This window comes from Pseudomonas baltica, assembly GCF_014235765.1.
GTDB lineage: Bacteria > Pseudomonadota > Gammaproteobacteria > Pseudomonadales > Pseudomonadaceae > Aquipseudomonas > Aquipseudomonas baltica.
Window position 1 is genome coordinate 996,902 of record NZ_JACMYH010000001.1, and the last position, 23,338, is coordinate 1,020,239.

The window sequence follows — 23,338 nt, forward strand, 5'->3', positions numbered from 1 at the left end:
CAAGTCTATTCGGGCTTCTTCCTGGACCGAAACGCCGCCACTTTCATGCGATTGCCACAGGTCGCCATGCTGCACCAGCGGCGTCGATGCGACTTGCTCAGGTCGTGAAAGAACAGCACGCAGTCATGGGCTTCGCATTGCCGAACGAACTCGAATGTGTCCCCCGTGACCAGTCTGGCCAGAGCGTCGGCCACCGGCCACAGCAGGCTTGCCGAACCAGCATCCCTGGGCTGCACCTCGATGCGAAACGCCGGTGCCGCGCCATTCCACTGCAAGCCGCTGACAGGACGCCCGGCCTCGAGAATCTGGTTGACCACTTCAGGGTCGGCTTCTTCCCCGGTCATCGCGGCGTTCACCAGTCCTTTGGCACACGCGCGCAGCGCAAGGGCCTGGGTCAATAGTCCGCGAGCAGTGTCCGCCTGGTCATGCCGCGCAGGCAGGCCAGCAGCGTCGAGCCACTTCAGTACGTCCTCGTCGTCGCGCAGGCAATCGTGCTGCTGATCGCCCACGCCGTATTGGGTATTGATGAAATCCAGAGCCAGGTTGTCGGCCACGAACAACGTGTCAGGAGCGATGGCGGTAAGATTCATGACGTTCTGTAACCCATAAAATTAGTTTGACAGGTTACCAGAATGCTCCGTAACCTTCAAACACACCAATCAAGGGTTACATCAGGAGCCGTCATGACCATTTCGAAATCCGCAGCCGCGCTTGCCGCTTCGCTGCTGACCAGCACCGCGCCGAACGCCCATGCCGACCGCACGGTGCACTACCGTTACGAGCAGGTCGGCGATGTCAACGTGTTCTACCGAGAAGCCGGCGATCCGGGCGCGCCCACGGTGTTGCTGCTGCATGGCTTTGCCGCGTCTTCGTTCATGTTTCGCGACCTGATTCCGCAACTGGCCGACCGCTACCATGTGATCGCGCCGGATCTGCCTGCATTCGGCTTCACCGAAGCGCCCGCCCGGGGCGACTACGCCTATACCTTCAGCCAACTGGCGCAGACCATCGGCCAGTTCACCGAACAGCTCGAGCTGGACCGCTACGCGCTGATGGTCCACGACTACGGTGCTCCAGTGGGTTGGCGCCTGGCCGTGGCGCACCCCGAGCGCGTGAGTGCGATCATCTCGCAGAACGGCAACGCCTATGAGGAAGGTTTGGGCGCTGGTTGGGCACCCATCCAGACCTACTGGCGCGAGCCTACCCAAGAGCACCGCGATGCCTTGCGGGATTTTCCGACACCGGCTTCGATCAAATGGCAGTACCTGGAAGGGGTCAGCGACCCAAGCGCGGTTTCGCCGGACGGCTACACCCTGGAAGGCCTGCAGATCTCGCGGCCCGGCAATGCCGACATCCAGCTGGACCTGGTGCTGGATTACGCCTCCAATGTGGCGATGTACCCCACCTTTCAGGACTACTTCCGCCAGTACCAGCCGCCCCTGCTGGCCGTGTGGGGCGAGCATGACCCGTTCTTCCTTCCAGCCGGCGCGCAGGCCTGGAAGCGCGACCTGCCCCAGGCGGACATTCGCTTCTACGACACCGGCCACTTCGCCCTGGAAACCCATGGCCGGGAGATCATTCCGGTGATCCGCGAATTCCTCGACAAGAACGTTCGTTGAGGGGGCGGTGCCGACTGCCCCATTCAGCGAGACGGCGTTGAGCAATGAGTGGCAGGATGCTGTCGTACCAGCACCCCACTCGAGAACCCCGACCCATGCTCTACGTCGTTCTGCTTGGCGGCAAGCACCCCAAGGCGCGCATCGAAGTGCACGATATCGCCTGCGCCGTTGCCGATTCGCTCGAAGCGACTTATCCGCAGCTGAGGGCAGACTGGTTCGGCAGTCAGAAAGGTTTGCACGTCGATGCCTGGATGGCGGTGGACGGTGTCGAACAGTGGAAGGTCGAGTTCAGCCCGCTGGCGCCTGGCGCCGGCATGCCGCGGCTGTATGTGATCAATCTTGGTGGCTACGAGGCGCAGTCGTTCGGCGAAGCACACCACTACCTGCTGGTGGTGGCGCACACAGCGCGCGATGCCAAGAGCAGCGCCCGTCGCCAGTGCCTCGAACACTGGCGCCAGCCTCACACCGACGCCGTCTTGGACGTGGACGATTGCGTGCCGATCGACCAGGTCGGCGGTCGTTACGTGCACCTGGTCGAGGGGCCCCACCAAGGCATTCAACGGCGCAACGAATACATCGTGCTGCCATAGAACATCAGTCGGACCGCAGCGCGCCCTTCGCGGGCAGAGCCCCGCTCCCACAGGGGAAAGGATGCGCTAATCCCCTGTGGGAGCGGGGCTCTGCCCGCGAAAAGGACGCCGCTGTGGATCAGGCGCTGGGCGCTCGGGTCGTGCGCCAGTGGGCGATCTGCTGCTGGATGTTCCAGTGGATGATTCGTTCGAACAGTGCCTCGGTGAACGCCGGGTCGAAGCCGGCCAAAGTGGCCCACTCCAGGCGCTGTTCGAGCATGGCAGCAACTCGCTCGGGTGCCGGGATCGATTGCTCGCTGGGTTTGAATTGCGCTGCGGCCTTGACGTACTGCAAACGCTGCACCAGGGCGTCGAAGATCTGCCGGTCGTGCCAGTCGATACCGCAACGGATGTCTTCCAGGTTGGCACAGTCCTGGGGTGTGGGTGGCTGATTCAAGATGGTCTCCCTCGTTCTTCAGGTGGAATGGGCAACGTGTCACGCCATGAGCCGGTCATCACCGCCCGTCGAGCCTGGCTCCGCCGGCCCAGGACGTGCTGCGTGGCGGCAGTTGGGTGTTCGCGTGCCAGCTTCGCTGCAAGGTAGCGCGCCAGACCTCCGGGCGCGCCTCGGCGATCACCTCGTCGATCAGCGCATCGATGAACCGGGTGTCGCGGTGATGCGGCGTGGTGATCAGGTGCGCGGTATCGCCCGAGGTGGCCAGACCGTACTTGCGGGCAATCCCCGGCGACGGACAGGGAAACACCACAGTGATGGAGTTCGGGTTGCGCCACGCGTCGATGCCGCCGGCACGCAACCGATTGACCGCGTATTGGGCGCTCTTCAGGCTGTGCGCGACCCGGCGGCGCCACTGGGCTGGCGAATGGGTGCGCAGCGCCGCCCACATGATCATCGGCGTGTGGCCGTTGCGCGAACCGCTGATGGTCTTGTCGCTCGCCGAAATGTAGTCCACCTCCACCGAGATGCGCTCGACGTTCCTGCGTTTGGCCACGACAATGCCGCAGGGAATCGGCGAGCCGATCATCTTGTGCCCGGATACGCAGATCGAATCGATACCCGCGGCAAAGGTGAACGGCTGCGGCGTATCCACGAACGGCAGAATCATCCCGCTCAGCGCGGCATCGGCGTGCAGGTAGTAGTCGCGCCGCGCAATACCGGCCTGTTGCAGACGTGCCTGGATGATGGCGATGTCGTCGACGGCGCCGCGCATGGTCGTGCCGATGTTGGCGAAGATGATCGGGTGCCTTTCCCCGTCCGCTGCGATCTTCGCCAGCAAGTCGTCATAGTCGATCTCGCCATTGGGCAGCGCGTCCACGGCGCGGCATTTGATGCGCAGCAGCTTGACGATCTTGGCCACCGAATAGTGGGTGTCCCGCGAATAGTACAAGGTGCCATCGGGAAACAGCTCCCGTGCCAGGTAGCAACCGAACATGTTGCCCTCGGTGCCGCCGTTGGTGACATAGCCCCAGCTGTCCTCACGGCGAATATCGAACAGATCGGCGAAGTACGCCATGACGTCCTTTTCGAAGTCGAAGGAGTTGAGCACGTAGTTGCTGTGTTCGCCCCAGTCGCCGCAATTGTTGATGGAAAAGCGCAGGAAGCGCTCAAGTGCGCTGTAGTCGAAATCGGCATTTTCCGGGTAGCCAATGTTGAAGAACTGATGCTCCAGGCAGTGTCGCCAGAAATCATCGAGTCGGGCGGTGTCGGCAGTAGACAATGTCATTGTGGATCCTTTCTGGAATGACCAGGCGAGCCGCACTGCACCGGCACGGCTCGCCGTTTGAATCAGGCAGCTTTCTGACGGCTCTCGACCAGTGCCCACCAGTTGGCCAGGGTCGGTTCGGTGGCCAGCTCCTCGAAGCTCACGGCCACGCCGCGCTCCTTGAGCTCGGCCGCCAGGCGCATCACCTGGAGGGAATCCAGGCCGTAGAAAATCAGATTCTCCTGAGGGTCGAGGGCTTCACCGTCCTCGATCAGTTGCAGCAGACGTGTCTGCAGCCAGCTGCGGTTGTCTTCCACCGCCAGCAGCTGGCGCAGCCGCTTCTTGTCGATCTTGCCCACGGCCGTCAACGGCATGCTGGGGATCATGCGGATACGATCGGGCAATTTGTATTCGGCGATGCCCAGCGCCAGCAGGTGACGGCGCAGCGCGGGCGCCTTGAGGGTCGGATCGCGAGTGACCACGAACGCGCAGCTCTTCTCGCCCAGGGCCTGGTCCGGCATTGCCACCAGCCCGGCATGGGTCACGTCCGGGTGCAGCACGATGAGGTTTTCGATCTCTTCGGAAGCGATCTTCTCGCCACCACGATTGACCTGATCCTTGATACGGCCCACCACACGCAGATCACCGCTGGGCAGGCGCTGCACCAGGTCGCCGGAATAGTAATAGCCCTGTTCGTCGAACGCCTGGGCGTTCTGCTCCGGGCTGTTGTAATAGCCGCAGAAGGTGTACGGGCCTCGGGTGGCGAGCATTCCCGTCTCGCCGGTGGGTACCTCGGCGCCCTGCTCGTCGACGATCCGGATTTCATCGCCGAGGCTGACCGGACGCCCCTGGGTGGTGAACACCTGCTCGTCGCTGTCGTCCAGGCGGGTGTAGTTGATCAACCCTTCGGCCATGCCGAACACCTGCTGCAACTGGCAGCCCAGCACCGTCGGCACCTGGCGCGCCAACGAGTCGGCGAACACCGCGCCGCCCACTTGCAGGTAGCGCAGCGATTGCAGCTGCGGGCGGTGCTGAGGCGCGGCCTGCAGCCACAGGGCCACGGCACTGGGCACCAGGGCCACGGTGTTGACCGTGTGCCGCTGGATGAGCGCGAAGCACGCGGCCGGCTCGGGGTTGTCCGCCATGATCACGCAGCCACCGGCATAGAACACGCCCAGCGCGCCTGGCGAGCTGAGCAGGAAATTGTGTGCGGCCGGCAGGGCACACAGAAAGCGTGTCTGTGTCGTAAGGGCGCAGACTTCGGCGCAGGCGCGCGCGTTGTAGTGGTAGTCGTTGTGGGTACGCGGGATCAATTTGGGCGTGCCGGTGCTGCCCCCGGACAACTGGAACAGCGCCACTTCATCGGCGGCTGTGGGCGCGTAGGCGACCTGCTCGGTGGCCGGCGTCTCGAGCCATTGGGCGAGGCTGTGCTGGTTGCGCGAATCGCCCAGAAACAGAGCGACCCGAGGCTGGGCCGTCGCTTGTTCGAACAGGCTTTCATAGCTGTCATCGCGAAACACTTCGTGCTCGCGCGAGGCGATCAACAATTGCGGCGACAGCTGCTTGACGTACGCCCCCAGCTCCAGCTTGCGGTGGCTGAACAACGCATTGAGCGGCACGATGCCGGCCTTGAACAAGGCAAACAATACAATGTAGAACTCGGCAATGTTGGGCAGCTGGACCAGCGCCGCATCGCCACGGCCCAGGCCGCACGCAGCCAGGCGCGAGGCCAGGTTGGACGAGAGACGGTCAAGCTCGGTGTAGGTGAAGCTACGCTCGCCGCAGATGATCGCCGGCGCGTCGGGTTGTGCCTGGCAGCGCTCTTCGAGGATCCGCGTCAGTGGCCGGTCGAGCCAGTAGCCAAGGTCGCGGTAGGCCTGGGCACGGTCCTGTGGCCAGCGGGTGAATTCGATAGTCATGGTTTCACTCGTCATGAGGAAGGGGAAATCACGCGTGCAGTCCGCACGCCTGGAGCATGGTGCGCAGCTTGGTCTGGACCTCGGCCCATTCCGCCGCCGGTTGCGAGGCTTCGACGATACCGGCGCCGGCGAACAGCCTGACTTTGGGGCCGGCGACCGTACCGCAGCGAATGGTCACGACCCATTCGCCGTTGCCCTGGGCGTCGCACCAGCCGACCATGCCGGTGAACAGGCCGCGCTCGGTGGGTTCGACGAAACGAATCAGACGCCGCGCCAATTCGGTGGGAAAACCGCACACGGCAGGCGTGGGATGCAGGCGACAGGCCAGTTGCAGAGCCGACACGGAGGCGTCGGCCAATGTGCCTTCGATGCGCGTCGACAGGTGCCAGAGGGTCGGGGTGCTGATCAGCGAAGGCCGTTGCGGTACGTCCAGCCGCGTGCACAGCTCGCTGACCCGCGCGGCGATGTCTGCGGTGACGAAGCCATGCTCGTAGTGGTCCTTGTCCGATTCGGACAACCACTGGGCATTGCGTCGATCGGCGTCGGCATCGGTCATGCGCTTGGCCGAACCGGCCAGCGGATTGGAAACGAACGAGGCGCCGTGCTTGCGCACCAGCAACTCGGGGCTCACGCCCAGCAGGGTGGCGCCGTCGGCCATGGGCACGCGAAAGTGATAGCCGCTGGGGTTCTGCACCCGCAGGTTATGGGCCAGGGCATTCACGTCGATGGCCTGGCTGAACACCAGTTCGCGCTGCACCGACAGCACCGCCTTGCGCACGTCGCTGTAGCCGAAGTTGGCCACGGCGTGCTCGACCGAGCGCATGAACGCGTGCTGGTCGGGCAGGTTACGCTGCTCCAGCAACGACGGCATGGGGCTCGGCGTACCCGCCCCGCCCGGCTCCAAATCGTGCCACTGCGCCTGCTCCGGAACGTAGAGGCACGACGCTTCGGACGGGTCGAAGGGAATCGCACCGACCACCATCGGCACGGCCTGCCCGGCCTTTCGCGCCTGCTCGAAAGCGCGCTGGATGGCTTGCTGGAAGCGACCCTGCGCGTCCTGCCCGCCCACCGCCGGAGTCTCGATGCGCTGTGCCAGCCCGCGGGCACGCAACTCGCGCTGACCCGACATGAACGAAAAATTGTCATCTTGCACACCGTGTTGCACGTCTTGCGGCGCAGTCGCCCTGACGATGGCTGATCTCATCTGAGGTGTCGCCTCCCTGCCCTGGAATGTAAGTTTTAATTGCGAATGTGAATGATTATTGTTTCTAATGGTGACGACATAAACGGAACGTTGTCAATCACGTGAGACGAGTGAGCCATGCGAGAATTAACTTCGATGCAAGCCGCCTGCTGGATCGGGCGTACTGCTCATGCGGCCTTGGGGAACGTGTCAGCTCACCTGTACGCCGAGTTCGATGGCGCTGGAATCGACCTCGAACGCCTGCGCTCGGCGCTGCAAGATGCCTGTAGCCGTCACCCCATGCTGCGCCTGCGGGTCAGCCCCGAGGGCTTGCAACACACCCCACCAACGGCGCGCGGGCCGGCGCTTGAAGTCGACGACTTGAGCGATCTGCCGGCCGTGCAATTGCAACAGGCGCTACAGCGCAAACGCGAAGCCTGGACCCATCAGCAGCTGGATCTGGTAGACGTCGGCGGGCTGCGCGTGGGCGTCAGCCTGCTGCCCGAGAATCGCTTCCGCCTGCACGTCGACAGCGACATGATCGCCATCGACCCGTCCAGTTTTCCCACGCTGATGGAAGACCTGGCCGTCGGTTACGAAGCACCCGAGCAGCCGGCTTCGACGCCGCCGACGTTTTTCCAGTGGCTGGACACCTTGCGGGCAGACCCTGCGGTGAAGGCTGCCCGCGACCGCGATCGCCACTGGTGGCGCCAGCGCCTGGACCACATCGCGCCCGCCCCAACCCTGCCCCTGCTCGAATCAAGCGCAGCGCAGCCGCACAGCCAGCGCCTGCATACCTGGCTCGACGCCGGGCACTACCAAGCCCTGCAGAAGCTGGCGCGGGAGCGCCGACTGACCCTGTCCAGCCTGATGCTGGGGCTGTTCGCGTCGGTGCTGGGCGAGCGCACCGGCGATCCACGCTTTCGCCTCAATGTCCCCAGCTTCTGGCGCGCGCCGGTGCAGCCCCAGGTGCAGGGCATCATCGGCGAATTCGCCAACGTGCTGATCATCGACGTGGAGATGGCCGACGCCAGCAGTCCCGCGACTCTGTGCCGACAGCTGGGTGACAGCCTGATCCAGGCCCTGGAGCACTGCGCCTATTCCGGCGTCGAACTGATGCGCGACCTGTCGCGGCATACGGGCTCGGCGCAACTGGCGCCGGTGGTCTTCACCGCTGCGTTGGAGCGCAGCAAGGGCGAGCTGTTCTCCGAACGTGTGCGGCGGGCGTTCGGCCCGATGAACTGGGTGATCTCCCAAGGTCCGCAGGTGGCCCTGGACGTTCAGGTCGCTCACATCGACGAAGGGCTTTCGATCAACTGGGATATCCGTGTCGATGCCCTGCCGCTGGCCTGGGTGTCCCCTCTGTTCGAGCGCTTCGTCGCGCGGGTGCAAGCGGTTGCCGCCGATCCGACCCGCCTGGATCAACCCCTGTCGCCGCCGCCGGCCCGACGCCCGTTGAACGCTTTGCAGCAGGCCTACCTGCTGGGGCGCGGCGCGCACATGCCGCTGGGCGGCGTGGCCATGCAGGAATTTCGCGAATACCGCGGGCACATCGACACAGCCGTGCTGCGTGCCCGCCTGGCCGACATGGTCCGGCGCCACCCGAGCCTGCGTACCCACATCGATGCCCAGCGCTGCGTGCAGTACGTCAGCGATGTGGCCGAGCCCCATCTGGATGAAATCGACCTGCGCCACTTGCCCCTGAGCGATGGCCTGCGCGAGGTGGAAGAGCGCCGCGAAGCTTACGCACATGCCGTATTCGGCCTGCACGCGGCGCCGTGGAACGTCACGCTGTTCGAACTGGCCCAGGACCAGCACGTCGTGTTCGTGCGCATGGACGCCCTGATTGTGGACGGCCACTCCATCGCAGCGTTGCTGGTGGAGTTGTTCACCGGCACGCCCGAGCAGCCCTCGGCAGCAGCGGCCCCGCTGCCAGCGCCGGACGCGAGCGAGCAACGCAAGGCAGACATGGCCTACTGGCGCGAGAAGCTCGCGGCAGTCAGCGGGCCGCCCTGCCTGCCGTGGAAACGGCCGCTTGCCCAGGCCGGTCCGTCTCGCTACCAACGGCAGAGTCTGCAGGTGCCCCAATCGCGCTTTGCAGCGCTGAGCCGACGGGCCGCACAACAGCGCCTGTTCAAGAATTCCGCACTGATGGCGGTGGTTCTGGAAGTGCTCTCGCACTGGCTCGACGAGGGCGATCTGTGCGTCGCCCTGCCGGTCGCGCCAACCCGCAGCGCCGACCTGGCCAACCACTCGAGCTTTATCGCCATCAACTGGATTGCCGATCGGCGCCCGTTCACCGAACGTGCCAAGGCGCTGCAGGTGGATGTGCTGGAGGGACTGCAGCACCTGGCGTATTCCGGGGTCGACCTGACTCGTTTGCTGTTCGAGCGCCACGGCCCGGGGCCGGTGTTGCCGGTGGTGATCACCAGCGGCCTGTCGTGGCCGGTGACGCCAGCCGACAGCGCCATGAGCCTGCACGGCGGGCTGACCCAGACGCCGCAGGTGGCCATGGACATTCGCCTGTCGACCGACGCCCAAGGCTCGCTGCGGGTCGATATCGACTATGCGCACGAGGTGATGGATTCGGCGCAAGTCAGCGACATTCTGCGCATGCTGGACGACGCCGTCAGCCAGATCGCCGCCCACGACAGCTTCACCCTGGAAACGGCGCCGCTGCTCGACACCGCCCACTATCGCCGCAACAGCCCCGAGCGCGATGCCTGCCAGGCACCTTTCCTGGCCCACATCGCCGAGCAGGTTTTCGATGCCGACAACACCCGCACTGCACTCATCTGCGGATCCCGGCGGCTGAGCTACGCCGAACTGGGCGACGGCGTGGCACGGGTGATCGCCGCCTTGCAGGCCCGAGGTCTCACCCGCGGTCACGTGATCGCGATCTGTCTGCCGCGCAGCCCGGAGCACACGATGCTGACCCTGGCCTGCGCGCTGACGGGTGTGATCTGGGTGCCCATCGATGCTCAAGCACCCGAGCAACGCCGCCGCTACCTGCTGGACAACTGCCAACCTGATCTGGTCGTACTGGCCGATCTCGAACCCATCGAACAGCCAATGGCCATCATGGCCGAGCTGCTCGCCAAGCACGCGCCCTTCCCCGTGTCGTTGCCCGATTTTTCCCTGAGTGAAGCGCCCGCCTATTATCTGTACACCTCGGGGACCACGGGCCAACCCAAATGCGTGGTGCTGAACAACCGCGCGACCGCCAACGTCATCGGCAGCACGCTGGCGCGGTGGCAAGTCAGCCAGAACGACGTGCTCATGTCAGTGACGCCGCTGCACCACGACATGTCGCTGTTCGACGTCTTCGGCAGCCTCAGCGCCGGAGCCACGCTGGTGCTGCCGGCGGTGAACGAGGACAAGGACGCGGTGCGTTGGAACCAGTTGATCGCCGAGCATCGGGTCAGCCTCTGGTGTTCGGTACCAGCGATCGTGGAAATGCTCCTGGCCGGTCGCGGCGAGCATGACCTGCGCAGCCTGCGCCTGATCGCCCAGGGTGGCGACTACATCAAGCCGGTGGTGATCGCCCAGTTGCGCGAATGCCTGCCGCACGCCCGCCTGATCTCCCTGGGCGGGCCCACCGAAACCACCATCTGGAGCATCTGGCACGAGATCGGCAGCGACGACCGCACGCTGATTCCCTACGGCGAGCCGTTGCCGGGCAACCGTTACCTGCTGCTCGATGACCACGGCCAGCATTGCCCGCCGGGCGTTGTGGGGCGTATCCATACCGCGGGCGTGAACCTGGCGCTCGGTTATCTGGAAGGCGGCGAATACGCGCAGACCGATTTCATCACGGTCGGCGATGAACAGGGACAACCGATCAGGGCCTTCCGCAGCGGTGACCGCGGACGCTATCGCGCGGATGGCACCCTGATCTTCGACAGCCGGGTCAACGGCTATGTGAAGGTGCGCGGCGTGCGCGTCTCGCTGCCCGATGTCGAGAAGGTCCTGAGCAACCATCCTGCGCTGTGCCAGGTGCTGGTAGTGGATTACCAGGACTCCAGCCAGGGCGAAACCAACCTCGGCGTGCTGTACGTGAGCGCTGCCGGCATGCCGCCAGTCAGCGTCGTCCAAGTGCGCAATTACGCCCGCGAACACCTGCAGCCTTCGCACCTGCCAACGCGCCTGCTGGCCGTCAACCAGCTGCCGCTGTCGCAGAACGGCAAGGTCGACCGCCGGCAGGCACGCGCGCTGCTCGCCGTACCGGCCACCGAGTCGTCGCCGGCTGCCGACACGCTGGCGCTGTCCGTGCTGCAGGTCTACCTGAGCGTGTTGGGCCGCCCGGCGCAGCATGCCGACGACGTTACCACCCACTTCATCAGCCTGGGCTTGCGACCACAGCACCTGAAAGCCATTGCGGCCGGGCTACGCGAGCGTTTCGCAGTGACGTTGTCGCCCGGCCAGCTACTGCAGTGCCGCAATGCCCACGACGTGCAGCGCCTGCTCGCCAAGAGCGCAGCCACGTTGACCGACTGAATCGAATGCGGCGCCCTGCAACGGCGTCGCGCCCACCCGACAATGCTCATGGAGAGACGGGATGACGGATGTAACGACGATAGACATTGCAGGCATAGGCATCGGCCCGTTCAATCTGGGCCTGGCCGCGCTGCTCGATGGCCACCCCGAGGTGAGTCATCTGTTCCTGGAACGCAAGAGCGAGTTTCGCTGGCACGAAGGCCTGCTCCTTCCCGGCACCACCTTGCAGGTGCCCTTTCTGGCGGACCTGGTGACCATGGCCGATCCAACCCACCCGTTGAGCTACCTCAATTACCTGCATCACCACGATCGGCTGCACGCGTTCTATTACTACGACAACTTCCAGGTACCTCGGCTGGAATACGACCACTACTGCCGCTGGGCAGCGCAGCGCCTGGGTGCCTGCCGTTTCGACGAGGAAGTCTGCGAGGTGACCCATGACGCCGACACCCAGCGTTTCCTGATCCAGAGCCAGTCGATCTCGGGGTTCAAGCGTCAATACCGCAGCCGACACCTGGCCGTAGGCATCGGCACCCAGCCCCTGCTGCCCCAGTGGGCACAGGTCAGGAGCACTGCGCCGATCATGCACTCGGCGCAATTCGGCAAACGTCAGGCGGAACTGGCCGAGTGCCGGCAGGTTACCGTCATCGGTTCCGGGCAAAGCGCAGCGGAATGTGTACTGGCACTGTTCAGCGAACTGACGCCGGCGCGGGTCGCGGCAGGCGCCTCGATCCGCTGGATCACGCGCTCGCCGGGCTTTCATCCGATGGAGTACTCAAAGCTGGGCCAGGAATGCTTCACCCCTGCCTATATGGACTACTTCCATAGTCTGGCGCCCGAGCGACGGCGCGAAGTGGTTGCCGGGCAAGGGTTGCTGTACAAGGGCATCAGTTTTTCGACCATCGGCGCCTTGTACGACCTGATCTACGAGCGCTCCATCGGCGGGCGTGACCCAGGGCTGACCTTGCTGTCGAACTGCGAGGTGCAGCGTGTGGAGGATGTTCACGGCGCACTGCGTATCGCCTACCGGCACCGTGAACTGGACCAGACCGGCACGCTCGAAGCGGACGCCATCGTTGCGGCGACCGGTTACCGGCACACCTGGCCGCAGTGGTTCGAACGGCTCAAGGACACACTGCTGGACACCGACAGCTATGGTGACTGCGTGGTGCAGGCGGATTTCACCGCGCGCCGCCGTGACGACGGCGCCGGCAAGATCTTCATCCAGAACGCGGAAATCTTTCAGCACGGCGTCGGCTCACCCGACCTGGGGATCGCCCCGACGCGCAACGCCACCATCGTCAACCAACTGCTGGGGCGCGCCCGCTACCGACTGCCGAAACGTTCGTCGTTCCAGCGCTACGGCATGCATCAGGACTGAACCGCGCCCCTCCGTAGGAGCGGTCCGTGGCCGCGAAAATCACACCGCGGTCAGCCTGATGCACCGCGGTGAACCCTTCGCGGCCGATGACCGCTCCTACAGGGGGTCGCGCTAAATGCTCAACTGCCCCACCGACGTTTTTGCTCCTTCCCCGTCCGTGAACGCGGTCAACACCTGCTCGATCGCGCGGCTGACCCGGTCCATCTGCAGGGCGCTGTAGCGCGCGGTTTGATAAGTGACGACCAGTCGCAACGAGCGCTGGCCCTCAAACATGTTTTCCATGATTTCGAACTGCATGCCGAACATCGACTGGCTCTTTTCCGGGTCGACCTGCCGATAGCGGATCGCTTCGCCGTCGGCCCCACGCAGCGCGCCATTCAAGGCGTTGCTGGCGTGAATCTGGATGTAGACGTCGAACAACAGGCCGTCCGCGGGGGTCATGCCCAATGCCTGCTGGATCTGCTCCAGCGGCACGTCGGCGTAGGCCATGGAATCATTGATCAGGCTGCTGACTGCCTCGACCATAGACCCCAGTGCCTGCTGCGCATCGAAGCGCACGCGATGGGCGACCATGGTGGTGAAGTAGCCGACCGTGTTGTAGTAGGCCGGATCGGTGCGTCCGGAAGCCGAGGTACCGATCACCAGTTCCTCGAGGCCGCCGACCTTGTGCAAGGCCAAGGCAATGGCGGTGTACAGCACGCCGAACAGGGAAGCACTGTTGTGCCTGGCAAACTGCTGCAGGCCATCGGTCAGCTCCTGGCTCGGGGTGATCTCGAACCATTGTGCCTGGATGCCGGATTCGCTCGCACGCGCGCCGGCCGCACTGGCTTGGCCAGGCAGCTGCAGGCCGCGCGTGGCATCGCCCAGCATGTCGGTCCAGTAGGCCAGGTGCCGTGGGTCGATGCCGGCGATGCGAGCGCGCGTGGCGTACTCGTGAAAGGCCGGCGCCGGCTCGTGCCAGACCGGCACCCGGTCGGCGGCGCGCGCGGCGTAGGCCTGGCTCAGGTCCTGCATCAGCACGTTGAGCGACCACTCGTCGATGGCCATGTGGTGGACGAGTAGCGAAAGCGTTTGCCCCGCCTGTTGCCCGTCACGCAGGAAGCGCACGCGCATCGGCAGCTCGCGGGACAGGTCGAAAACATGCCCCGCTTCGCTGGCCAGGCTGGCACCCTCGCTGTGCTGGCTGGACCAGAACCAGCGGTACTGGCTCAGCCGCTCCAGGGGTACCTGCCGCTGGTAGGGTTCGCCTTCATCGAAATGAAAGGTCGTGCGCAGGCTGGCATGGCGCTCGACCAGATCGTGAAAGGCCTGCTCGAAAACGGCCTCGTCGACCGGTTCGCGAAACGCCACGGCGAACGGCAGGTTGAAGATCGTGCCGAAATCGAAGGCGGCGTACGCACGCCCGAGCGACGCCTGCGCCGGTGCGAAAGGGGCGGTTCGCACAGGTGTCGACGAGGCCACTGCAGCGGCCAATGCACGCTGTTCGCGGCGACGTGCCCGTTGCGCCAGCGCGCCCGCCGTGGACGCGCTGAAGAAGTCGTTGAAGTCCACCTCCACGCCGTGGCTGTCTGCAAGTTTGCCGATGATTCGCGTCGCCAGCAGGGAATGGCCACCAAATTCGAAGAAGTCGTCTTCCAGCGTCATGCCCGGCTCCGCCAGCGTGTTGCGGAACTCGCCGAGGATCAGCGCGCCCATGGCGTCGGCATCGTTCGACACCTGGGGGTCGGCCGATGGCAAGGCCAGCGGTGGGCTGTCGGTGGCCTGGCGCATCAGCCACGGCAGGTGCGGCACGCCCACGGGACGACCGTCGTAGGCATCCATGACCAGTCGATATAGGTCGTCTTCGCGACAGGTCTGGTCCAGCACCTCATGCAGCACGAACCCGAGGATCACGCCCTGCCCGGTCTGGATCACCAGGGCAGCGAGCGGCGCCTGGGTTTCGGCGTCCCAGGGCGACGCCTGACGGGCCAGCAGCAGGTCGCCTGCCTGCGCCTGAGTATCGACGTGCAGCACGGCGACACAGGCTTGCCAATCCTCGGCCGTGACCTTGCGCAACTCGCCTTCATCGTCGAACAGATAACGGGCATTGAGCGCCGGCAGTGTATCGATCACTGCCCTCAGGGCGGACTCCAGGCGCTGGGTATCGAATGCGCAGCCTAGCGACCAGGCGCAGAAATGCTTGCGGATCTGCTCGGGATACTGCTGCTGGAGCAGCCACGCCTGCTCTTCATGGGGCGTGAGCGGCGTCTGCAATGCGTTGTCGGGACGGGTTTCCATCATGGAAATAAGCACCTTGGTTGGCAGGAAAAACAAGGCCGCGGCCGATGCATGAACGCGGCAAGACGATGAGGAAGAGCGGTGCGTTTGCACTCGCGAAACAAACACCGTATCGTGCGAATGATAATCATACTTATTAGCATTCGTCAAAATCGCAGCGTCGACATGGGGTGGGGAAAGGCATCGTGGACAACGGATCGTTCGCGCTCAGACAACAAGTGGAGCGGCTCTACAAAGATCATCACGGCTGGCTCAGCGGCCTTTTGCGACGCAAGCTGGGCAACTCGACGGACGCCGCGGACCTGGCGCACGACATCTACCTCAACCTCATCCGCAAGGGCGCCGTGCCAGCGCCCGAGCACTGTCGCTGCTACCTCACGCAGATCGCCAAGGGCATGCTCATCGACCTCTACCGTCGTCGCAGCCTGGAAGCCGGGCACCTGGAACGCCTGAGGCACCAGGACGTGCCACTGGGGCCATCGGAAGAGAGTCGCGCCCTGGCGTTCGAAGCACTGACCCAGGTCGACGCCGTCATCAACCAGCAGCCGGCCAAGGCCCGCCAGGCCCTGCTCCTGCATCGCCTGAGCGGAATGGGCCATCGCGAAATCGCCAGTCAGATCAATGTGTCGGTGTCGTCCGTGGAGAAGTACATCGCCAGCGCCATGCGCGCCTGCCAGCCCTTCGCCAGCGATCGCTGCAGCCATTGAGGAATATTCGCCGTCGCTCGTAATACACGGTAAGCACCGTGCATCCACGACCTGTGCCGAGCCTGCACACCTTGCCGAGGGCCCTGCCCTCTTTACGGAGATTCAATGAGCGCCGCACCCGCTACCGACCCCCCTGTCGCCGAAGGCGCGATATCCCAGCTGCTCCGGCCCATTCGTGGCCGCTTGATCGTGGCGGCCATCCTCGCCGGCCTGGGTACCGCCCTGACCTTGCTGCCACTGGCCGCAATCGCCTACCTCGCCGGCCTGGCGCTGGACCCTGCCGACGGCGGTGTCTGGGCGCTGGGGTCGACTGCGCACGTGTGGCCCGTCATCGCCGGCAGCCTGGCCTGCCTGATGCTGGGCATGATCCTGGTCTCGCTGGGCGAGATGCTCGCCCATCTGCTCGATAACCAGATCACTTCACACCTGCGCCTGGCCATTACCCGCAGGCTGGGCAAGGTACCGTTGGGCTGGTTCACCGCGCGGGCCTCGGGCGAGGTCAAGCAGGCAATGCAGGATGACGTCGATACCCTGCACAGCCTGACCGCGCATTTCTACACCACGGTCGGTCGCTCGCTGGGGGCGGTGTCGTTCGCCACGGTGTACCTGTTCGCCACGGACTGGCGCATGGCGGTCATCTCGCTGCTGCCCTTTCCGCTGTTTTTCCTGTTCGTTTCCAGGGCGACCCGGGCAAGCAGCGCCAACATGCAGGCGTTCGGCGCCGGGATGGCACGCATCAACAACGCCGTGGTGGAATTCGTCAACGGCATCACCGTGGTCAAGTCCTTCGGTATCGAGGGCAAGGCCCAGGCCAACTACCGTGAGGCCGTGGACGGCTTCGCGCTGGCGTTCGAGGATTTCGCCCGCCCCCTGGTCAGTGCCATGGCCAATGCCCATGCGCTGATCACCCCGGTGGTGGTGCTCGGCATCGTGCTGGCGTTCGGCACGCTGTTCACCTGGCTGGGCTGGATCGAAGCCATCGACCTGCTGCCCTTCGTCCTGGTGGCGCCCAGCCTGTGTGCGCCCTTGCTGCTGCTCAGCTACATCACCCATGACCTGCACAACGCAACGGGCGCGGCCCTGCGCATTCAGCAATTGCTGGCCACCCCGGAACTGGCCAGGCCAACGGCTGCAGCCATCGACCTGCCGGCACGAACCGAACTGCAGGTGCAGAACCTGAGCTACAGCTACGACGGCGAAACGCCGGTGTTGAGCAACATCGATCTGACCCTCAGGCCCGGCACGGTCACGGCCGTGGTGGGGCCGTCCGGCGCTGGCAAGTCGACCTTGGCGCGCCTGTTGTTGCGCTTCTTCGACCCGGATACCGGGCGCATCACCCTGGGCGGCGTCGATCTGCGCCAGATCGACAGCACGCAGTTGTATCGGCATATCGGCTTCGTGCTGCAGGACGTGCGCCTGATCCACGCCAGCCTGCGCGACAACATCGCCCTGGGCCGCGCCTCGGCCAGCCTCGACGAGATCGAGCAGGCAGCGCGCCTGGCCAACGTGCACGAGCGGATCATCGCCCTGCCCCGTGGCTACGATTCGGTGGTGGGCGAAGACGCGCAACTGTCCGGAGGCGAACTGCAGCGAGTCAGCATTGCCCGCGCCATGCTGCTCGACCCGGCCGTGCTGGTCCTCGACGAAGCCACCGCCGCCGCCGACGCCGAGAACGAGGTGCACATCCAGCAGGCCCTTTCACGCTTCGCCCAAGGCCGCACCGTGCTGGTGATCGCCCACCGTCTGGATACGGTGATGCACGCCGACCACATCATCCTGATCGACCACGGCAGCATTCAGGAGCAAGGCACCCACGCGCAATTGCTCGCCACTGGCGGCCGGTACGCCCGGCTGTGGCAAGCGGGCGACTACCCGAACACCGAGCTTGCGGAGCACGGCCGATGCTGAACACTTTCCTGCGGCTGCTGGGCAACGACGCCGACGTGCTCTATCGCTACCTGGGGCTGACCCTGCTGTACGGGCTGCTCAACGGTCTGACCATCGTCGCCGTGATACCCGTTCTCACCGGGTTGCTGGGCCACGACATCACGGCCGCCACGCGCGGGCTGGTCCCGATGCTGGTCGGCACAGGGTTGTGCTGGGCGCTGCGTCGGGTGGTCGAGAAAGCCGGCGTACGCTTCGGCATGGCCGTGCTGCAAACCGGCCGCCATCGCTTGAGCGAGCACGTCGCGCGACTGCCGGTCGGCTGGTTCGGCCCAGACAACACCGCTCGTCTGAGCCATGTCTCGACCCAAGGCATGATGGCCCTGGCGCAACTGCCCGCCCACGTCCTGACGCCCCTGATCACCAGCGTCATCACCCCACTGGCAGTGGTGGCCGGGCTGTTCTGGTTGAATCTGCAGATGGCCCTGATCGCCTTGGTGACCCTGCCGCTGTTGCTTGCCGTGTTCACCCTGACGGCCCGGAAGGGGCAACGCAGCGACGCCCGATTCCATGCCAGCAGCGCCCGAGCCAGTCGGCGCATGGTGGAGTTCGCCCAGGCCCAGTCGGTCCTGCGCGCATTCAACGGCGAAGACGGTGGCGCGCGGTTTGTGCAGCAGGCGATTGCCGGCCAGCAGCAGTCGGCCCGGCGCCTGATTCACGTCTCGGCCATGTCGGTGGTACTCAACAGCTGGGCCGTCCAGGCCAGCTTCGCAGCACTGCTGGCAGCTGCCGGGTGGGCGTTGCACTCGTCTGCCGGCAGCACGACACCCGCTTCGATGGCAGCGCTGATGGTGGCGCTGGTGCTGGCCAGTCGGTTCATCGACCCGCTGCTGGAAGTCGCCAGCTACAGCGAAGTATTGCGCGGCGCGCGCGGACAACTGGCCGTGGTCGATGAGCTGTTCGCCGTGCAGCCGCTGCCGATGCCGCAGACAGCGGCAGAGCCTGCCGACAACAGCGTGGCGTTCGACGACGTGAGCTTCGGCTACACCGCCGACCAGGCGCCGATCCTGCAGGGGATCAACCTGCACATCGCGGCGGGAAGCATGACCGCCGTGGTCGGTGCCTCAGGGTCAGGCAAAACCACTCTGGTGCGATTGATCGCGCGCTTCTTCGACGTTGGCCAGGGCAGCGTACAGATCGGCGGTGTGGACGTTCGGCAGCTGTCCAGCGCCTGGCTGGCGGCGCAGACCAGTCAGATATTCCAGGACGCCTACCTGTTCCAGGGCAGCATCGCTGCCAACATCGGCGTCGGCAGGGCCGATGCCAGTCGCGAGCAGATCCTGCAGGCAGCCGAGCAGGCTGGAGTGCTGGAGATCGTCGCACGCTTGCCGTATGGGCTGGACACCCAGGTCGGCGAAGGCGGCGCGCGGCTTTCCGGCGGCGAGCGCCAGCGCATCGCCATTGCCCGGGCACTGCTCAAGGATGCACCGATCCTGCTGATCGACGAAGCCACCTCGGCCCTCGATGCCGAGAACCAGGCAGCCATCGCGCAGACCTTGGCGCGGTTGCGCGGCAAGCGCACGCTGGTGGTGATCGCGCACCAGCTGTCGACGGTGGAAATGGCTGATCAGATCGTGGTGCTGGAGAGTGGGCGCATCGCCGAACGGGGCAGCCATGCCCAGCTCAGCCGCCAGGCCGGGCCCTACGCGCGCTTCCTGGCGCAGCGACGCGCCGCCAAGGGTTGGCGGCTGGCCGCGGCAGCGGCGGACGAGGAAGCTACGTGAGGGCGGCGAGCTGGCCGGTTGCGTTCCTGCTGCTGTGCGGCCTGTCCTTGACGCTGGGGGTCAAGGAGGTGTCCTGGAGCGAGCTGTGGAATTTCTCCGGCGATGCCTGGCTGACCCTCACCGCCAGCCGTCTGCCGCGCCTGGTGGCACTGGTGTTGACCGGTGCCGGGCTGGCCATGTGCGGGGTGATCCTGCAGCAGATCGTGCGCAACCGCTTCGTCGAGCCGGCCACCTGCGGCGGCCTCGATGCAGCCAAGCTGGGAATCCTGATGTCGCTGAGCATGGCCCCGGCCTCGAGCAGCACGGTCAGAATGCTGTTCGCCCTGGGCTTCTGCTTTCTTGCCAGCGTGCTCTTCGTGGCGATCATTCGCCGCATCCAGTTCAAGAGCGTGGTGCTGGTACCCGTGGTCGGCCTGATGTACGGCAGCGTGCTCAGCGCACTCGCCGAATTCCACGCCTATCGCCACAACCTTCTGCAGAGCATGCAGGGCTGGATGCTCGGCGACTTCTCCAAGATCGTGCAGGGCAACTACGAAATCATCTATCTGATCCTGCCGATCGTGCTGCTCACCTACCTGTTCGCCCAGCGCTTCACCATTCTGGGCATGGGCGAAGGCATGGCCAGCAGCCTGGGGGTGAATTACGCCGCCAACGCCGCGCTGGGCCTGATGCTGGTGGCCGTGTGCGTATCGGCGACGGTGATCACCGTAGGGGCGATACCCTTCGTGGGCCTGGTGGTGCCCAACCTGGTGGCGCTCTACCGCGGCGAAAACCTGCAGCGCACGCTGCCTATCGTGGCGCTGTGGGGGGCGGCGCTGCTGCTGGTCTGCGACATCATCGGGCGCCTGCTGATCTACCCCTTCGAGGTGCCGATCGGCTTGACCGCAGGCAGCATCGGCGGCGTGGTATTCCTGATCGTGCTCCTGAGAAAGTACACATGAGCCCGAACACGACCCGCTACGGACTCTGGCTCTCGGTACTGGCATTGGCTGTGGCTTTCGTGCTGCTGGGCTCGGGAATGGATTTCGCCTACGTGATCCCGCGACGCCTGATTCGTCTGGCCGCCATGGTCATCGCCGGTGTCTGCATCGGCTACTCCTCGGTGATGTTCCAGACGATCGTCGGCAACCGCATCCTGACTCCAGCGGTCATGGGTTACGAGTCCATCTATCTGCTGTTCCAGGCCCTGTTGATACTCTGCCTGGGCACGCACAGCCTGGTACTGCTCGGCCGGGGAGGCAACGCGCTGCTGTCGATCGTGCTGATGCTCGGCTATTCGTGGCTGATCCACCATCGGCTGTTCCGCGATGGACGCGGCAACGTCTACCTGCTGTTGCTGCTGGGGCTGGTGTTGAGCATGGTGATGGCTACCTTCACCCAGTTCATCCAGTTGAAGATCAGCCCAGGCGAGTTCTCGATCCTGCAGGGCTTCAGCTATGCCTCGTTCAACCGGGCCCGGCTGGACCAGGTGATATACGGCGGCGTGCTGGTCGTCGGCGCATGCCTGCTGGTGCACCGTACCTTGCCGGTACTCGATGTACTGGCGCTGGGCCGCGACCAGGCCGTCTCACTGGGCGTCGACTATGCACCCAGCGTGCGCCTGCAACTGGCGCTGATCGCCGTGCTGGTGGCCGTGTCCACCAGCCTGGTAGGCCCCACCGCCTTCATGGGGGTGATCGTCGCCAACATCAGCTACGCCCTGGCCCGCACCGCGCGCCACCACGCCACCCTGCCGACCGCCTGCGGTGTTGCCATCGGCGTGTTCATCGTTGCCCAGTACCTGGTCGAGCAGCTGTTCAACTACAACACCTCCGTCAGCATTCTCATCAACCTGGTGTGTGGCGTGTACTTCCTCACGCTGATGATCCGCACCCGAGGCAGCCCATGATCGCCCTCAGCCACGTGCATAAATCCTACGGCAGCACCCCGGTGCTGAACGACGTCAGCGTGCGGTTTCCGTCCGGCAAGGTGACCTCGTTGATAGGTCCCAACGGCGCCGGCAAGACTACCCTGCTGATGCTCATTGCCCGCCTGCAGAAGCCGTCGCAGGGCACCTTGACCCTGAACGGCCGCGACAGCGACCGCATTGCCGTGCGCGATTACGCAAGGCAAGTCGCTACCCTGCGCCAGACCCAGGCATTCAGCCTGCGCCTGACGGTCGAAGAACTGGTCGCCTTCGGTCGCTTCCCCTACAGCCAGGGCAACCTCACCGACGCCGACCACGCGGCAATCGACCAGGCCATCGGTTTTCTGTCCCTGCAGGCACTGCGCAGCTGCTACATCGACGAACTGAGCGGTGGACAACGGCAGCTGGCGTTCCTGGCCATGACCATCGCCCAGCAGACTGACTATCTACTGCTGGACGAGCCGCTCAACAACCTCGACATGAAACACGCCGTGATGATCATGGGCGCCCTGCGCAGGCTGTGCGACGAACAGGGGCGCACGGTAATCCTGGTCGTGCACGACATCAATTTTGCCGCCAATTATTCCGACCACATCGTTGCCATGAAGAACGGCACCGTGCACAGCCAGGGCCCGGTCGCGCAGGTGGTCAACGAAGCATGCCTGCGCGATCTCTACGAACTGGATTTCGAAATCCTGCGCAGCGAACGCGGGTTCGTCTGCAACTATTTCAACCCCTCGACATCAAGGCAACCGATATGAACACCCCACACCACAAGGTCGCCGGTGGCCTGCTGGCATTGGCCATCAGCGCGCTCTGCGGCTGCGACCAACCAACGGCCGGGGTCACCCCACCCGCCGCCGTGCAAGCCGCGCCTGCCACCACCGCCTACACGCCGATCACCGTGAAGCATGCCTTGGGTACGACCACTATCGACAAGCTGCCGCAACGTGTCGTGGCCTTCGACATGAGCGAGCTGGATAGCCTCGACCAACTTGGCGCGCCGGTGGTGGGCATCGCCAAGGACTATGTCGCCGACTTTCTGCTCAAGTACCGCGATGATCCGAACATCGCCGATGTCGGTACCACCATCGAACCCAACCTCGAGCGCCTGCACGCGCTCAAGCCCGACCTGATCCTGATCTCGCCGTTGCAGGCGCGCAGCTATGACGAGCTCAGCCAGATCGCACCGACGGTCTACGACGACATCGACCTGACCAACAAACAGGGCAATTTCATCGAAACGGCAAAGCGTCACCTGACCCTGCTTGGCCGCATCCTGAACAAACCGGCATTGGCCGAGGAAAAGGTCGCGCTGATGGATGCCAAGGTCGAGCAGACGCGCAAGGTCACCGAGGGGCGTCCCGAGAAAGCGCTGATCGTGTTGCACAACAATGGCGCCTTCACCTCATACGGCGTGAAATCGCGCTACGGCTTCATTTTCGACACTTTGGGCGTGAAGCCCGCCAGCAGCGACATCGAAGCCGGGCTGCACGGCCAGCCGATCTCCAACGAGTTCATTCAGCAGGCCGACCCGGACATCCTCTACGTCATCGACCGCACCGCCGTCATGGAACGACGCCCGGCGCTGAACCTGGACAGCCTGGACAACCCCCTGCTGCGCAAGACCAAGGCTTGGACCCAGGGCCGGGTGATCTTCGTCGACGCCCGCACCTGGTACCTGTGCACCGCCAGCGTGACGTGTCTTTCACGCATGGCTGATGAGGTGATGGAGGGCTACGCACACTGATCCGAAGCGGCAAATGTGGCTGCTTGGCAACGGTCGCTCACGGCGACGAGAATTATTATCGAATGTTAATCTTTTCCATTGAGGACATTTCGTTTTGTTTCGGAACCCTAGTGAGCCTTCACTCATTACCGAACCGAAAGG

Annotated in this window: 17 protein-coding genes; 11 read left to right on the top strand and 6 right to left on the bottom strand. The window is 64.7% G+C overall.

Going from position 1 to position 23,338, the window contains the following annotated elements; translation table 11 throughout:
- Window positions 1-5 precede the first annotated feature (5 nt).
- Window positions 6-590: a CGNR zinc finger domain-containing protein gene (locus tag H7993_RS04350; RefSeq protein WP_185793566.1), complete on the bottom strand. Its 585-nt coding sequence runs from the start codon at window positions 588-590 to the stop codon at window positions 6-8.
- A gap of 93 nt (window positions 591-683) precedes the next feature.
- Here H7993_RS04350 and H7993_RS04355 point away from each other — a divergent pair, with 93 nt between their 5' ends.
- Together H7993_RS04355 and H7993_RS04360 are read left to right on the top strand one after the other, a co-directional pair.
- Window positions 684-1,619: an alpha/beta fold hydrolase gene (locus tag H7993_RS04355; protein WP_122478535.1), complete on the top strand. Its 936-nt coding sequence runs from the start codon at window positions 684-686 to the stop codon at window positions 1,617-1,619.
- 95 nt (window positions 1,620-1,714) lie between these two features.
- Window positions 1,715-2,209: a DUF1543 domain-containing protein gene (locus H7993_RS04360; protein WP_185793567.1), complete on the top strand. Its 495-nt coding sequence runs from the start codon at window positions 1,715-1,717 to the stop codon at window positions 2,207-2,209.
- Between the two features lie 118 nt (window positions 2,210-2,327).
- Here the strand turns inward: H7993_RS04360 and H7993_RS04365 are convergent, their stop codons facing one another.
- The 4 genes from H7993_RS04365 to H7993_RS04380 form a co-directional block, all read right to left on the bottom strand.
- The gene (locus H7993_RS04365) at window positions 2,328-2,645 is read right to left on the bottom strand and encodes an isochorismate lyase (protein WP_206682961.1); all 318 of its coding nucleotides are present in this window, start codon (window positions 2,643-2,645) and stop codon (window positions 2,328-2,330) included.
- Between the two features lie 58 nt (window positions 2,646-2,703).
- Window positions 2,704-3,930, bottom strand: a complete 1,227-nt coding sequence (locus tag H7993_RS04370; protein WP_185793568.1) for a histidine decarboxylase — start codon at window positions 3,928-3,930, stop codon at window positions 2,704-2,706.
- Between the two features lie 62 nt (window positions 3,931-3,992).
- Window positions 3,993-5,828, bottom strand: a complete 1,836-nt coding sequence (locus H7993_RS04375; protein ID WP_185793569.1) for a (2,3-dihydroxybenzoyl)adenylate synthase — start codon at window positions 5,826-5,828, stop codon at window positions 3,993-3,995.
- Between the two features lie 28 nt (window positions 5,829-5,856).
- Window positions 5,857-7,032, bottom strand: coding sequence for an isochorismate synthase (locus H7993_RS04380; protein ID WP_185793570.1), 1,176 nt, complete (start codon window positions 7,030-7,032; stop codon window positions 5,857-5,859).
- 117 nt (window positions 7,033-7,149) lie between these two features.
- Here H7993_RS04380 and H7993_RS04385 point away from each other — a divergent pair, with 117 nt between their 5' ends.
- Both H7993_RS04385 and basC read left to right on the top strand, forming a co-directional pair.
- A complete protein-coding gene (locus tag H7993_RS04385; RefSeq protein ID WP_185793571.1) occupies window positions 7,150-11,508 on the top strand; it encodes an amino acid adenylation domain-containing protein in 4,359 nt (1,452 codons plus the stop codon).
- A 61-nt stretch (window positions 11,509-11,569) separates the two neighbouring features.
- Entirely contained in the window at window positions 11,570-12,889 is a 1,320-nt protein-coding gene (basC, locus tag H7993_RS04390; protein ID WP_185793572.1) for a putative histamine N-monooxygenase, read from the top strand.
- A gap of 111 nt (window positions 12,890-13,000) precedes the next feature.
- Here basC and H7993_RS04395 read toward each other — a convergent pair whose 3' ends face one another.
- Window positions 13,001-15,169 carry a condensation domain-containing protein gene (locus H7993_RS04395; protein WP_185793573.1) on the bottom strand — a complete coding sequence of 723 codons (2,169 nt, stop codon included), beginning with the start codon at window positions 15,167-15,169 and terminating at the stop codon, window positions 13,001-13,003.
- A 182-nt stretch (window positions 15,170-15,351) separates the two neighbouring features.
- On the opposite strand from H7993_RS04395, the gene H7993_RS04400 reads away from it, so the two are divergent.
- From H7993_RS04400 to H7993_RS04430, 7 genes are all read left to right on the top strand, one after another.
- Entirely contained in the window at window positions 15,352-15,873 is a 522-nt protein-coding gene (locus tag H7993_RS04400; RefSeq protein ID WP_122478551.1) for a sigma-70 family RNA polymerase sigma factor, read from the top strand.
- A gap of 105 nt (window positions 15,874-15,978) precedes the next feature.
- Entirely contained in the window at window positions 15,979-17,781 is a 1,803-nt protein-coding gene (locus tag H7993_RS04405) for an ABC transporter ATP-binding protein (protein ID WP_185793574.1), read from the top strand.
- Entirely contained in the window at window positions 17,775-19,541 is a 1,767-nt protein-coding gene (locus tag H7993_RS04410) for an ABC transporter ATP-binding protein (RefSeq protein WP_185793575.1), read from the top strand. The genes H7993_RS04405 and H7993_RS04410 overlap by 7 nt, the downstream gene beginning before the upstream one ends.
- Window positions 19,538-20,482 (top strand): iron chelate uptake ABC transporter family permease subunit, encoded by a 945-nt coding sequence (locus H7993_RS04415; RefSeq protein WP_185793576.1) that lies wholly within the window; start codon window positions 19,538-19,540, stop codon window positions 20,480-20,482. The genes H7993_RS04410 and H7993_RS04415 overlap by 4 nt, the downstream gene beginning before the upstream one ends.
- Window positions 20,479-21,429: an iron chelate uptake ABC transporter family permease subunit gene (locus H7993_RS04420; protein WP_185793577.1), complete on the top strand. Its 951-nt coding sequence runs from the start codon at window positions 20,479-20,481 to the stop codon at window positions 21,427-21,429. Before H7993_RS04415 ends, H7993_RS04420 begins: the two co-directional genes overlap by 4 nt.
- Entirely contained in the window at window positions 21,426-22,208 is a 783-nt protein-coding gene (locus tag H7993_RS04425) for an iron ABC transporter ATP-binding protein (protein ID WP_185793578.1), read from the top strand. The genes H7993_RS04420 and H7993_RS04425 overlap by 4 nt, the downstream gene beginning before the upstream one ends.
- On the top strand, window positions 22,205-23,197 hold the full coding sequence (locus tag H7993_RS04430; RefSeq protein ID WP_185793579.1) for a siderophore ABC transporter substrate-binding protein: 993 nt from the start codon (window positions 22,205-22,207) through the stop codon (window positions 23,195-23,197). The genes H7993_RS04425 and H7993_RS04430 overlap by 4 nt, the downstream gene beginning before the upstream one ends.
- Window positions 23,198-23,338 lie beyond the last annotated feature (141 nt).

Bases quoted from the DNA above. Each gene is read 5' to 3' on its own strand.
- basC (WP_185793572.1), top strand. From the start codon at position 11,570: ATGACGGATGTAACGACGATAGACATTGCAGGCATAGGCATCGGCCCG.
- H7993_RS04405 (WP_185793574.1), top strand. From the start codon at position 15,979: ATGAGCGCCGCACCCGCTACCGACCCCCCTGTCGCCGAAGGCGCGATA.
- H7993_RS04370 (WP_185793568.1), bottom strand. From the start codon at position 3,930: ATGACATTGTCTACTGCCGACACCGCCCGACTCGATGATTTCTGGCGA.
- H7993_RS04430 (WP_185793579.1), top strand. From the start codon at position 22,205: ATGAACACCCCACACCACAAGGTCGCCGGTGGCCTGCTGGCATTGGCC.
- H7993_RS04360 (WP_185793567.1), top strand. From the start codon at position 1,715: ATGCTCTACGTCGTTCTGCTTGGCGGCAAGCACCCCAAGGCGCGCATC.
- H7993_RS04385 (WP_185793571.1), top strand. From the start codon at position 7,150: ATGCGAGAATTAACTTCGATGCAAGCCGCCTGCTGGATCGGGCGTACT.
- H7993_RS04355 (WP_122478535.1), top strand. From the start codon at position 684: ATGACCATTTCGAAATCCGCAGCCGCGCTTGCCGCTTCGCTGCTGACC.
- H7993_RS04350 (WP_185793566.1), bottom strand. From the start codon at position 590: ATGAATCTTACCGCCATCGCTCCTGACACGTTGTTCGTGGCCGACAAC.
- H7993_RS04420 (WP_185793577.1), top strand. From the start codon at position 20,479: ATGAGCCCGAACACGACCCGCTACGGACTCTGGCTCTCGGTACTGGCA.
- H7993_RS04425 (WP_185793578.1), top strand. From the start codon at position 21,426: ATGATCGCCCTCAGCCACGTGCATAAATCCTACGGCAGCACCCCGGTG.
- H7993_RS04375 (WP_185793569.1), bottom strand. From the start codon at position 5,828: ATGACTATCGAATTCACCCGCTGGCCACAGGACCGTGCCCAGGCCTAC.
- H7993_RS04410 (WP_185793575.1), top strand. From the start codon at position 17,775: ATGCTGAACACTTTCCTGCGGCTGCTGGGCAACGACGCCGACGTGCTC.
- H7993_RS04380 (WP_185793570.1), bottom strand. From the start codon at position 7,032: ATGAGATCAGCCATCGTCAGGGCGACTGCGCCGCAAGACGTGCAACAC.
- H7993_RS04395 (WP_185793573.1), bottom strand. From the start codon at position 15,169: ATGATGGAAACCCGTCCCGACAACGCATTGCAGACGCCGCTCACGCCC.